A 10982-nucleotide genomic window follows, 5' to 3' on the forward strand; every position below is an offset into this window, starting at 1 on the left:
TTTGGTGCAGTGGAAATCTCAAATTTTGGACTATCAGCAGCGAGTGAGGCAGAGCAAGCCACCTCAGCAGGTGACATTATTTGACATTGCCCCAACGCACTGCGACCCAGACCAGATTGATCCGTTGCAGTTACAGGTGCGATCATTATCCTTTTACCGGATGCCAGCAGATAGCCCCGGTGACAGCTGTCTGTACTTTGTAGTTGATAATGCTGCTCACCTTATCCTCTACATTGGTGAGACGTGCCGCTCTAATAAACGCTGGAAGGGCATACACGATTGCAAAGATTACATCGCCAGCTATCAAGACTTGCATTATCAGTATGGCTTAAAGACTGCGGTTAATATTGCGTTTTGGTGGGATGCCCCGGTTGAGAGAAAAGCTCGGCAAGAGTTGGAGCAGGTGCTAATTCAAAAGTGGAAGTCACCCTTCAATAAAGAAATGTGGGAGAGATGGGGGCAACCGTTTGGGAAATAGTGATAGAAAAATAATCAACTTTTTCTTCACATGTACAAAAAATTATATTCATAAAATTCTGTTATTTATTAATTTTAATAACCAGGATATTGTTTAATTAAATAAGTAATTTATGTTAAAATATTATCAAACATAAAAAATAATAACTACTAAAAAAGCGTATGTCTCAATACTCTGAAAAATTAACTAAAGCGATTAACACAATGTTAGCAGGAATCAAAGAGTATGAATCAGATACTTTCTCTGCCTCCCGTAGTGATATGTCACAAGAAGAAGTAGAATCTATTGCAGCAAGTTTAATTTTGAATAAATTTTTTGACGAAAGTAAATGCCCTGGTTCTTCTGTTGATGGCATACTTCTTGATGATATTTTAAGCGATATTAGGGATGAAGATGAAGATTTAGAGTAGCAACTCTGCTATTTGAAAATTTCTATACTAAACCTCACCACACTGTTTGGGCAGTGTGGTTTTATATTTGTAAGCTGAAGATAAAGGCTGATTGAAATGTCTGATAATTTTCCTTTCTCCAATCCTGATCAACTACAGCAATGGCATTCGGGTATAAAAGACGCCAACCGCAATAATATTTTCTGTCATTGTCGTGCCTGTGGCTATGAGTGGATGGATTCAAGTGCCGAAGCAACGTGTGTAAAATGTAGCAGCAAAGACATAGAAAGTATCTCAGCTTGGCAGTTTCCAGATGATTGAATAGTGCGATCGCTCATGTGCATCATCACTTAAATCAAGCGATCGCACCCAAAAATGTTTCACTCAATCACGCTCGTAGAAGAATGAAATATGGTGTGGAGTGCATGAGGCGGAAATCCTTCTCTTTTGAGTTTGTGTTCATTCATATAATCGCTATCTAAAATTCCATAGTGTTTGGTTTTTCTGGCAAATTCAAACACGAATTCTCTATCAAATACCACACCAAAATAAACGCTACCTTTGTATTGCTCACCTATCCAAGTCGGGTCTATTACTTCCCCTTTTTCATTAATAAGCCAAGCGTGAGATACTGCAAGTGGTAATTCATCATCAATTGCAAATCCCTCGCAGTAGTAAAAATTTGGATACTTCAACAATGCTTGAAAGCAGTTTTCAAAGCATGATTTAGGTTCACCTTTAAATGGTGGTTTAATCTTTATAGTAAAAGGTTGTCCATATTCTAAAACTAACGTTTGGGTACTTTTATAGCGAAAATCGGAACGTTGGTTAAGTTTATCAATTAAGTCTGCTTGTTCTTTTATCTTTTCCAAGAGGCGGTCTAAATTGTTACTCATGATTCAAATACTGACTTGCTAGTTCTTTTGCTAAAACTGGGTTTCGTTTCTCTACAATTTGCATCATTGCGACCAAACGATTCATCCAATATTCACGAATTGCATCAATTTCCAGACATGCATAATTGATTGATATTTTGTCATTTGGATTGGTTGATGTAATTCCAGACGTTGCTAACTGATTAGTTTTTTTCATCTGGCTAGTACACAATGCATACTCAGCCTCTATCATTTGTTGAAATTCTTCAGCAATATTTTGCTGTTCTGTTGTCATGTAGTCTTGGTTTTGAAACACTTTACCTATCACTTCGTTATTAGCCATATTATTCAAACCTCTTAATGTTGTCAGAAGACAATTGAATATGTTATGAGAGTATTTATTCTACACGCTTAAGCCAACCTACAACTTTATAATAATAAAATTCTTCAGTTTCACAGTTAGCAACTCTCACATCTTCTTGATGATGGGGGAAAGGAAAAGAGCTAAAATATCCTTCTTTCAAAGAACCATCTTCTAGTAAAAAAAGATAGGTTCCATGATCTTCAGGTAGTCCTTCAATTAATTCAAATTTGATTTTCATTTTCTACAAGTTTATAGATAAACTCAGGTTCTAGTCCTCTACCATTTCTGATGGATGGTTGCTCAAGTGAAATTTTTTCTACTATACGTTTTTTACTTAATTTACTCAGCAATGAACTAATTGCGTTAGGGTCCATGCCTGTACTGGCAGCAATATCAGCACGAGTGGCACTACCACCTAGTTTTCTAATGGTTCTAATAATCTTCTCTTGGCTTCCACGTACATATTTTTTATCTTGAGATATTTCGATACCAATTGTTTCTAAGACTTTATTGGTAAGTTTTTCTTTAATATTATCATCAATTGAAAGTTCTTCAATTTGAGCTAACGTTTGAACAGCCAGGTTAATTGCTTGTAGTGTCTCCAAAGTTTCCATTTTAATCTAAAGGTTCATATCGTTCAAGATAAGATAGTATAGTCTGTTGTAACTCAGATTCAAGTGCATCCATTTCTCCATTAATATCAGCATACCAACCATACTGATTTAGAGCTTGAATTGCTGATTTCACTGCTAGTTTAGCTGCTTTATTACGTCTTTTTTCTAATGGGTCTATCGCATCTATCACTTCTTTATCCTGTGGTGGTGCGGAAGCCTTTTCAATAATCGCCTGTGCCTTTTCTGGTGTACACAGATAAGTTGCCTCACCCAAAGCACCTACTTCTCTTCCATTTCGGTTGTAGCGAGTACCATTTTTTAGAGTAATTGTACCACTAGATGAAATATGTATAACTTCATCAATTATGGCTTTACTACCACGCCAATCATCGTAGAAAAATACTCCTACTTTATCTCCTAATTTTAGTTGTAGTGTGTTCATTATTTTGACATTTAAGTAGGTAGGCACGAAAAAACCAAACTATGTGAAGATAAGTAAATACGGAGAAAAAATTTACCAAGGTAACTAAGATATGGGGGCGCGTTTAAGGGTATTCCTAACTCGTGAACAAGACAGAACCCTGTTAAACCTGAGAACGGCAGACGTACCACAGAAAGTTAAAGACCGAGCAGAAGTAATTAGGTTAAACGCACACGGTTGGTATGTGGAAAAAATAGCGGCTCATGTCAATTGGACTTCACAGACAGTAAGAGAAGTTTTGCACAAATGGAAAAAGCATGGTCTAGAAGGACTTTGGGAACTACGTGGTAGAGGAGGGAAAGCAAAATGGAAAGAAGAGGACATAGTGTTTTTGGAAGAATGCCTCAAAAAAGAACCACGTACATACAATAGTCCTCAATTAGCAAGAAAATTAGAAACTGAACGCTCGATTAAACTGAGTCCCGACAGATTAAGACGGGTACTCAAAAAAAGGGGGTCAATTGGAAGCGGGCAAGAAAGAGCCACAAAGGAAAACAAGACCCCATACTCCGAACGCAGAAACAAGCAGACCTAGAGATGCTGGAATTATCTGCGGCGGCCGGAGAAATAGACCTCAAGTATCTAGATGAATCAGGGTTTTGTCTGTGGAGTGAACCAGGCTATACCTATTACTTTAAAGGTGAACAAAAACGTTTGGAGCAAACAAAGCGTCGTGGTCGAAGACTAAGTATTATCGGGTTTCTCCAACCTTTGATCGGTTTTGTTTACGGTTTGGTGATCGGGGGCGTTCACCGCAAGTCTTATATCCAGATGATGGAACAAGAAGCACTTGAAGCCGAAAAGTCTGGACGCATCAGAGTAATAGTCCAGGACAACAGCCCAATACATCGATGCAAAGAGGTACAGCAGTTATGGTCGAAGTGGGAACTTCGGGGTTTGTACATCTTCTTTTTACCCAAATATTGTTCGGAAATGAACCCGATTGAATTGGAGTGGCAACACCTCAAAAAAGATGAACTAGCCTCGAAAACCTTTGAGGATGAGTTAGACCTTGCTTACGCTGTAATTGATGGAATTCAAGCTAGGGGAGAAAGAGGAAACTACAGTACGAAACGTGTCAAATTTAACTCCAATCATTCTGGTTAAATTTTCGTTACATACTTATAAATTTTCCCACCCACCTACTTACTCTTCAAAAATAAACTTGTAATCATTGAATGACAGAGGCTTTAGGTTTATATACAAACAAAATTGTATTCATAGCGATCGCCCTTGAGTTGAAAGACCCAGCCACCTGTTACTTCTTGAATCGTGACTGCACCAATGTAGTGGCGGATGTGCATGGCGGTGTCGATGTTGCCCCAGATGGGGTTTGTCATCGTTGCATCGTGTTGTAGGTATGCGCCGCTATCATTTTTAATTACATACGGGTAAGCAGTATACATAGGGAGTACCTTCACCTAATCTACTCAAAACCTGCTTGTTTTTGAAGCTCATGTGCAAATCTTATTGCTTCATCAATATCATCAAATTCCTTCTCGCCGATAAAATTTTTCCATTCCAACATAAAATTAATAACACCACCTTTGATTCCGGGAAAGAAAGTTACACTTACTGAATGCTCTCCTTGAGTTTTATTCAGTGGTTCAAGAAGTTTAAAAAGCTCATCTATTTTGGATTGTTCGTCAATCATTACATTAAAATAAGTTTTCATTTAAATAATCATAAGCAACTTCTGCCATTTCTAGCCAAACCTTAATCCTTGGATCTTCCATTTTTAGAATATCCATATATGGTTGAATTTCATAACCATTAATTTCGGCAAATTTGATTACTAATTGCTTAACTAAATACTCAAGGGTTGTTTGGGTCTTCATCAAATTCCATATCTATGCCTCAAGCAAACATAACCTAAATTTCTCACGATGGTAGCGCAACTCATTCAAGCGCGGATAATATTGCTCCTGGGCTGACAGATGCGATCGCCGTCGTTTAATTGCTAAGACGATTTGCAACAACCTCTATTAGCTTTTTATTTTGTCAGGGCTGGCATCCCATTCAATTTCTTCTATTTCTAGAAAACCTTCTTCATGTTCTTCTTGCCAAAGTTTATTATATTTTTCAAGATTCTTTTTAGCCCCTGCTAAGGTTTTCCATTTTTTACACCATGCTAAATTTCGGGTTGTGGTTAAAATAACTGTATCGTTTTTAGAGGTGTAAAGTAACCCTGCTGAGGAATTGCTTCTGTAGTAGCATCGATAAAAATAGTATTTCATACTTATAATTCTTTTCCACCCATTACTAAAACTGGCTCAATCCACACTAGTTTTCTTTGCTGCCTACCTTCTCCATAAGGTTGGTTGCGTATAAATCCTCTACGCCAATGGGGGCTTTTGGTTCCACCTTGTTTACCGCCACTGTCTTCACTGCTTTGGGTTCCCTCACGCTTGAGGCGATAATTTCCACCAATCCAAAGTGGTTGATAAAAGTCTTGTGCTTGCGCTTTGCCAAATCCTTTATTAATAGTCACTTTCTGCCTCTGTTCTTCAGGATCTACAAGTTCAGGACGGCATTCCATAATTAAAATTAGACGCAAGAAAATAGCTTGTAGATATTCATTAAATTCTTTAACTTCCTGTGGATTGAAATCTTGAGCATCAGTATATGTAAACTTTTTTAAGTTATCGTTAATTTTAAATCGGCGACAGAAAGAACTAGCTCCATCAGTTGCCGCCCAATAAAGAAAATCATCATCAAAATGCCAAAAAATTGCATCAATACTGCGTTTTTCAGGAGAAAGAATTGCACCCTTGGGCAACATCAAAAAACCCGTTTTCATTGCCCATTGCAAATTTTCAACTTCAACATCTAAATTTGATTGCATCAATGCACTTAACAAATCATTATTCACCCAATAAGCAGGACATTTGGTTTGCCCTACTTTAAAAAGCGTGTAGAGAGTAATATACCTTGAATCCTTGGGGTTGATTCTTAGTTGTTTTTCAAGCCTTTGTTCATCTACTGAAAAGTAAATATCAGCAACATAACCGCATATTTTCTCATAGCTTTCGTAACCGTCCACATGCACGACGGGGCGAATAACAATTTGCTTGTACCAACCTTTAGGCTTTTTGGTCATCAACTGCGTTCTACAATTAAGAGTTAGATTCCCTGTATATTATCGATCAAAGCGACTTTGTTGCAGTTTATCAAAGTGCGATCGCCTGGGCGCGGCTGCTCATTAAACCTACACCCTACGCAGCACGTCTCAAAAATTCCTCTCGATGCCATGCTAAAGCATCAAGCCTTGGATAATACTGTTGCTGGCTGGGTAGGATAATGCGATCGCCTCTAAATTCCCGCATCGGTTTAGCGTTGGGTGAGTCTTCGCGCAGGTTGTCAGCCACAACAATGGTGTAGTCGTCGTTAAGGGTGAACCAAAAGCGGTCAAATGCCCAGTGGTGATTTTTACACAATGAAAGCCCGTTATCAATCCTGTCATCATAGAACTGAGAAAAGGGTTTGATGTGTGACCCATCGACGATATTTTGACCCTTAGTATCAAGGATTTGTAGACCACAAAAAGCACAACGGTAATTGTAGGTAGAGACAACCAGCTTACGAAATGCACCATCCCGAACAATTACAGCTTGCTCATCCTCCAATTCTTCTGGTTTGTAAACCTTACCGCCGGAGCGTTGCAGTTGTTGTTGTAACTCAGCAAAGGCATTAACTTGTAGTAGTGGCTCTATATCCTTTGTACACTCGCTAAACCACGAATTAATGAGTGTGTGGGTTAGTACAGTGCGATCGCTCTCGTTTTGGAGAATCTGCCACAGTTCATCATCTAAGTAAACATACTCAACGGTTTCCCTGATAGTGCTGGGAGTGCGGATTTTGACCTTAGCAGCAATCAGTGATTCAAACCCCAGTTTCATTTGATAATGCCAGAAGCGATCGCTGGTGAGGTGGTAAAACGGCAACCCAATATCAGGCTTACGTTCTGGTTCTAGATGGCTCCACAGTTTGAGGAAAGTGGCAATAAGTTCGGCGTTGAAGGGGATTTGGTTTTTGGTTATCTGCCCTGTTGCTATCATTTCAATTACCGACAGCAGCAAAATCGGCTTATTGGGCGCATCAGGACTAACATTTAAGCCCATCTTGCCAACAACAGACCTGGAAGAAAATTTCTTAACATAGTAAGCTAAATCTTTTGTCATTGATAATTGTTTATGCGCGAATATCGCTGTACACGTAACGCATTATACCTGCACGACTGTCTTGGTCGAGATAACATCGAAGCCAGACAGGGACACTATATTAAGGCTGAGACAGAAGAAGCTGCATGGCAAATAATGGCAACCAGATATCCCGACGAAACCGAGGCGGGGTTTACTGTCGAGCCTTGGGAAAGATTTAATGTAAAAGTGGTAGAAGTTAAGCGGGATGAGGAAGGAAACATTATCGGGTAGCGTAGACGCTCTGCGGCTTGCTGAAAGGCATCGCCCCCCACTTTTAATGGAAGCGCTGGCTGAAGTTAGAGCTAGTGGACAGTGCAATATGTTTAGCTATGCCTGTGTCATACTTGCACTTGATGATATGGGCTATGCAGCTGAGGCAGATTGGTTAGAGCAGCATATAAATAGTTACGTCAATATTTTGGATGAGTTTTCACGGTGGTTGCAAGCCAACCCTCGCCCTTTTGGAGAATCGTTGGCTCAACGGGTAGCAAGAGAGACAGGGTTAGAACTTATTGAGGAGTAATGAAGTGACACGGAAGAAGATATTAAGCAGGTTCTTCTTGCCACCACTTAGGGTTAATTAACTCTACCTTTGATACTTCATAACTGCGACAAGTATTTAAATCAACTTTAGCTCCCTTAACATGACGTACAGCAATACTAGACAGAGAATACACCTTTAGGTCTGGGGTATCTGAATTAGAAAGTGTGGTTAACACTTCCATTGGGCTTAGGCTGGCACTTAAAGCTACCACAAATGGTTGTAGGTTTAACCAATGCAATGCCGCACTAGTAGACCAAGTTGCTGATTGTTGTTGATGATGCTCTTTGTAGCCCAACTCGAAAGCATCACAGGCTTGTTTTGGGGTTGAATAAGTTAATAAACCTTTGTTATCAGGATTTAAACACAAATATGCTCCCTCTGAAGTGTCAAAGATAATGAAATAATTGTGCTTTGTTTCCATAATTTTGTTAATTAAATCCTAAATCTCAGATTATTTACTATACTTAAACTTCGTCATTTTACTACTAATTTACAATATATAGTGTACCAAATTACTTGACTATAAACTTATTGTTATTGCAAGCATAAATGGAAATATCTCAAAGTTTACAAAACTGGTCACAAGATACTTATATCAAAGCCTACAAATTTGCAGCCCATGCACATCAAGGACAGAAAGTGCCAGGTACAAACCTGCCTTACATCATGCACTTGAGTTTTGTGAGTATGGAAGTAATTGCAGCCTTAAGTGTAGAACAAGAACATGATGGAAATTTAGCAATTCAATGCGCGATTTTACATGACACAATTGAAGATACCAATACAACTTTTGAGCAAATAAAAACTGAATTTGGTGAAGCTGTAGCTAATGGTGTACTTGCCTTAACAAAAGATAATAGTTTAGCCAAACATCTTCAGATGGCAGATAGTTTACAAAGGATAAAACAACAACCGCAAGAAATATGGATGGTAAAATTAGCAGATAGAATTAGCAACCTACAGCCACCACCACACTACTGGACTCAAGATAAAATTACTCGATATCGAGAAGAAGCTATTGAGATTTATGAAGCTCTCAAGGATGCAAGTCCATTTCTGGCTTCACGTTTTGCTAAAAAAATTGAAGATTACAAGGCATTTATCAAGTAGACATCTGCGAAAATGAACGTCAATACCCCATTTCTGGAGATGTCTAGTAGATAGATGAACTGCTAAGATACCTATTAAATTTAATTTGACGCTTGAGAGTATCGATATAATCGAATTAAGCAAGGAAAATCGCCATTTACAACAGAATATTAAATTTAATTTGACGTTTGAGAATACCCATATAAAAGCGATCGCGCAACATCAAAAAATTGCCCCAACATTTTTGCTCCTCGCTTTAGTGCCAAAGCTCGTGAATTTGCCTTATTTCTCCAAGCCCGTCTTAATTTGCTTCAACAAATCCTCATCGGAGTAGGAATTTTCCCATTCACCAGGTAGTTCGAGCCGCACCGATTTAGCGCCGCCGCTGGGTGTGCAGACAACCCAATATGTATCGCGCTCCTCATTTACTTGAGCAGCTGTGTTGTTTTCCTTTTCATCCGAAAGACCTGAATATGCCTGTGTGCATGTCCAAGTGATTCCGTCAGCATCCGTAACTTCTCGTGTCATTGTATATCTATAAAATTGCCGCCGTTCTTAAATTACCTAGTTTCTTGTTTTTACACTTCTACCCCCATGATGATTTATTTCACCAGCTATTAATTAATGCGCGAACTCCTGTGTATCATCCCTTCAATTGAGCGATTCTCCAAAGGAGACGCTACGCGAACGCACCCAGTTTTTTGTATATAAAAATAATAATAGCGCCAACCTCAATACAGGCAGGCGCTACTGCATTTTTAATTAATTCTTGACTCTACTTGAAGAGTTAAGAGCAGGTTGCAATTGGGGTTTTTATATAAATAGAAGTGTGCGATCGCATCTCATTATTATGCAATCACTGAAATATTATTTGCTGGTCTAATTGGTGCGTTCGCGTAGCGTCTCCTTTGGAGAATCGCTCGATTTCCAAAACTTGTATTACTCGTACCTTTCAACAAACTAAACAAGCTTGTCAACAGCATTGCTAAATTGCTCGTAGGGGGATACTCCTACGATTGTTTCTGCTAACTCACCATCAAAGAAAATTAAAACTGCACCGAATGCTGCGAAGACCAAATTTTTTGAACATCGGCTTGTTGTTATCCACATCTACCTTAACGACTTTGACGCGACCTTGGTATTCCTGTGCAAGTTGATCCATTAACGGACTGACAAGACGGCATGGCCCACACCAAGTAGCAGTAAAGTCAACAACAACAACTTTCTGTTCACTTAAAAGAGCATCAAATTCATTTTCTTGAATGTAAGCAACTATATCATTTTCAGCAGACATTTTTTAATTCCTCTTTTTGTGAGCTTGCACAGAATCTTAAAGTCTAAAATCCTTGTAGAGTAAAAGTTCTGAATATAGCTTAGAAAATTGGTATAACAAAACAAGGTGACTGTACAAACTATATACTACGAGCGATCGCTCTCTCAACTGGCGATCGCTTGTTGGGGTCGTAGCTTTGGGCTGGGGATGGAGTGTTGGGGGATTGGGGAGATTGGGGGCGATCGCTTTCTTGTGCTCAACGCCTTGCGGCATCAAAGGTTTGGACACGGTAGATGAACCCGTTACCCCTTACACCTCCCCGAAGTGCTCAACGCCTTGCGGCATCAAAGGTTTGGACACGCGCTGGTGTAGTCTTTTTCTTTCCAATTGGTAAGTGCTCAACGCCTTGCGGCATCAAAGGTTTGGACACGAACAATTATACTAATTACTATTACTATTATCTATGGTGCTCAACGCCTTGCGGCATCAAAGGTTTGGACACTGATCGCTCTTTTGATTTTCTCCACTGGACCCGCACCAGTGCTCAACGCCTTGCGGCATCAAAGGTTTGGACACACAACCAGTGACAGTTTCAACCACTACACCGTCATTGTGCTCAACGCCTTGCGGCATCAAAGGTTTGGACACGCGTTCGCCATTGGAATTGATGATA

20 protein-coding genes, 1 pseudogene and 1 CRISPR repeat array are annotated in these 10982 nt (G+C 39.3%); of the genes and pseudogenes, 7 read left to right on the forward strand and 14 right to left on the reverse strand.

Features of this window, described 5'->3' with window-relative positions:
- The first annotated feature begins 1 nt into the window (after nt 1).
- From B4U84_RS28885 to B4U84_RS28895, 3 genes are all read left to right on the forward strand, one after another.
- Nucleotides 2-478: a GIY-YIG nuclease family protein gene (locus B4U84_RS28885; protein WP_242677759.1), complete on the forward strand. Its 477-nt coding sequence runs from the start codon at nt 2-4 to the stop codon at nt 476-478.
- A 161-nt stretch (nt 479-639) separates the two neighbouring features.
- The gene (locus B4U84_RS28890; protein WP_131121485.1) at nt 640-888 is read left to right on the forward strand and encodes a hypothetical protein; all 249 of its coding nucleotides are present in this window, start codon (nt 640-642) and stop codon (nt 886-888) included.
- 96 nt (nt 889-984) lie between these two features.
- Nucleotides 985-1188 (forward strand): hypothetical protein, encoded by a 204-nt coding sequence (locus B4U84_RS28895; protein ID WP_131121486.1) that lies wholly within the window; start codon nt 985-987, stop codon nt 1186-1188.
- A 59-nt stretch (nt 1189-1247) separates the two neighbouring features.
- Here the strand turns inward: B4U84_RS28895 and B4U84_RS28900 are convergent, their stop codons facing one another.
- Genes B4U84_RS28900 through B4U84_RS28920 form a run of 5 tightly spaced genes read right to left on the reverse strand, consistent with a single transcriptional unit; the run spans nt 1248 to nt 3162 of the window.
- Complete coding sequence (locus B4U84_RS28900) at nt 1248-1763, reverse strand: hypothetical protein (protein WP_131121487.1); 516 nt, start codon at nt 1761-1763, stop codon at nt 1248-1250.
- Nucleotides 1756-2085, reverse strand: coding sequence for a hypothetical protein (locus B4U84_RS28905; RefSeq protein WP_131121488.1), 330 nt, complete (start codon nt 2083-2085; stop codon nt 1756-1758). The genes B4U84_RS28900 and B4U84_RS28905 overlap by 8 nt, the downstream gene beginning before the upstream one ends.
- Nucleotides 2086-2140: 55 nt before the next feature.
- A complete protein-coding gene (locus tag B4U84_RS28910; protein WP_131121489.1) occupies nt 2141-2344 on the reverse strand; it encodes a hypothetical protein in 204 nt (67 codons plus the stop codon).
- The gene (locus tag B4U84_RS28915; protein ID WP_131121490.1) at nt 2328-2720 is read right to left on the reverse strand and encodes a hypothetical protein; all 393 of its coding nucleotides are present in this window, start codon (nt 2718-2720) and stop codon (nt 2328-2330) included. Before B4U84_RS28915 ends, B4U84_RS28910 begins: the two co-directional genes overlap by 17 nt.
- A gap of 1 nt (nt 2721) precedes the next feature.
- On the reverse strand, nt 2722-3162 hold the full coding sequence (locus tag B4U84_RS28920; protein WP_131121491.1) for a hypothetical protein: 441 nt from the start codon (nt 3160-3162) through the stop codon (nt 2722-2724).
- A 91-nt stretch (nt 3163-3253) separates the two neighbouring features.
- Between B4U84_RS28920 and B4U84_RS28925 the strand changes: the two genes are divergently transcribed.
- A protein-coding gene (locus B4U84_RS28925) for an IS630 family transposase (RefSeq protein WP_242677760.1) occupies nt 3254-4308 on the forward strand; the annotation gives its coding sequence in 2 pieces (ribosomal slippage) (nt 3254-3646 and nt 3649-4308; 1053 coding nt in all).
- A gap of 89 nt (nt 4309-4397) precedes the next feature.
- On the opposite strand, the gene B4U84_RS28930 is transcribed toward B4U84_RS28925, so the two are convergent.
- The 6 genes from B4U84_RS28930 to B4U84_RS28955 all read right to left on the reverse strand — a co-directional run bounded on the left by B4U84_RS28930 (nt 4398) and on the right by B4U84_RS28955 (nt 7382).
- Nucleotides 4398-4607: a hypothetical protein gene (locus tag B4U84_RS28930; protein WP_131121492.1), complete on the reverse strand. Its 210-nt coding sequence runs from the start codon at nt 4605-4607 to the stop codon at nt 4398-4400.
- Nucleotides 4608-4627: 20 nt separating this feature from the next.
- Complete coding sequence (locus tag B4U84_RS28935) at nt 4628-4876, reverse strand: hypothetical protein (RefSeq protein WP_207391036.1); 249 nt, start codon at nt 4874-4876, stop codon at nt 4628-4630.
- Entirely contained in the window at nt 4860-5042 is a 183-nt protein-coding gene (locus B4U84_RS28940) for a hypothetical protein (RefSeq protein WP_131121494.1), read from the reverse strand. Before B4U84_RS28940 ends, B4U84_RS28935 begins: the two co-directional genes overlap by 17 nt.
- Before the next feature lie 144 nt (nt 5043-5186).
- Nucleotides 5187-5438 carry a hypothetical protein gene (locus B4U84_RS28945; RefSeq protein ID WP_131121495.1) on the reverse strand — a complete coding sequence of 84 codons (252 nt, stop codon included), beginning with the start codon at nt 5436-5438 and terminating at the stop codon, nt 5187-5189.
- 2 nt (nt 5439-5440) lie between these two features.
- A complete protein-coding gene (locus tag B4U84_RS28950; protein WP_131121496.1) occupies nt 5441-6301 on the reverse strand; it encodes an AcrVA2 family anti-CRISPR protein in 861 nt (286 codons plus the stop codon).
- A 115-nt stretch (nt 6302-6416) separates the two neighbouring features.
- Complete coding sequence (locus B4U84_RS28955; RefSeq protein WP_131121497.1) at nt 6417-7382, reverse strand: HNH endonuclease; 966 nt, start codon at nt 7380-7382, stop codon at nt 6417-6419.
- Between the two features lie 12 nt (nt 7383-7394).
- Between B4U84_RS28955 and B4U84_RS28960 the strand changes: the two genes are divergently transcribed.
- Together B4U84_RS28960 and B4U84_RS28965 are read left to right on the forward strand one after the other, a co-directional pair.
- Complete coding sequence (locus tag B4U84_RS28960) at nt 7395-7634, forward strand: hypothetical protein (protein WP_131121498.1); 240 nt, start codon at nt 7395-7397, stop codon at nt 7632-7634.
- Nucleotides 7609-7926 (forward strand): hypothetical protein, encoded by a 318-nt coding sequence (locus tag B4U84_RS28965; protein ID WP_131121499.1) that lies wholly within the window; start codon nt 7609-7611, stop codon nt 7924-7926. The genes B4U84_RS28960 and B4U84_RS28965 overlap by 26 nt, the downstream gene beginning before the upstream one ends.
- A gap of 22 nt (nt 7927-7948) precedes the next feature.
- Here B4U84_RS28965 and B4U84_RS28970 read toward each other — a convergent pair whose 3' ends face one another.
- Nucleotides 7949-8368, reverse strand: a complete 420-nt coding sequence (locus B4U84_RS28970; RefSeq protein WP_131121500.1) for a hypothetical protein — start codon at nt 8366-8368, stop codon at nt 7949-7951.
- Nucleotides 8369-8496: 128 nt separating this feature from the next.
- Between B4U84_RS28970 and B4U84_RS28975 the strand changes: the two genes are divergently transcribed.
- Nucleotides 8497-9057, forward strand: coding sequence for an HD domain-containing protein (locus B4U84_RS28975; protein ID WP_131121501.1), 561 nt, complete (start codon nt 8497-8499; stop codon nt 9055-9057).
- Between the two features lie 261 nt (nt 9058-9318).
- Here the strand turns inward: B4U84_RS28975 and B4U84_RS28980 are convergent, their stop codons facing one another.
- Together B4U84_RS28980 and trxA are read right to left on the reverse strand one after the other, a co-directional pair.
- A complete protein-coding gene (locus tag B4U84_RS28980; RefSeq protein ID WP_131121463.1) occupies nt 9319-9564 on the reverse strand; it encodes a hypothetical protein in 246 nt (81 codons plus the stop codon).
- 432 nt (nt 9565-9996) lie between these two features.
- A pseudogene (trxA, locus tag B4U84_RS28985) lies at nt 9997-10330 on the reverse strand (thioredoxin).
- A gap of 231 nt (nt 10331-10561) precedes the next feature.
- Nucleotides 10562-10957: a CRISPR direct-repeat array (repeat unit 36 nt; unit sequence GTGCTCAACGCCTTGCGGCATCAAAGGTTTGGACAC).
- The last annotated feature ends 25 nt before the right edge of the window (nt 10958-10982 follow it).

It is taken from the genome of Westiellopsis prolifica IICB1, assembly GCF_004323185.1.
Classification (GTDB): domain Bacteria; phylum Cyanobacteriota; class Cyanobacteriia; order Cyanobacteriales; family Nostocaceae; genus Pelatocladus; species Pelatocladus prolificus_A.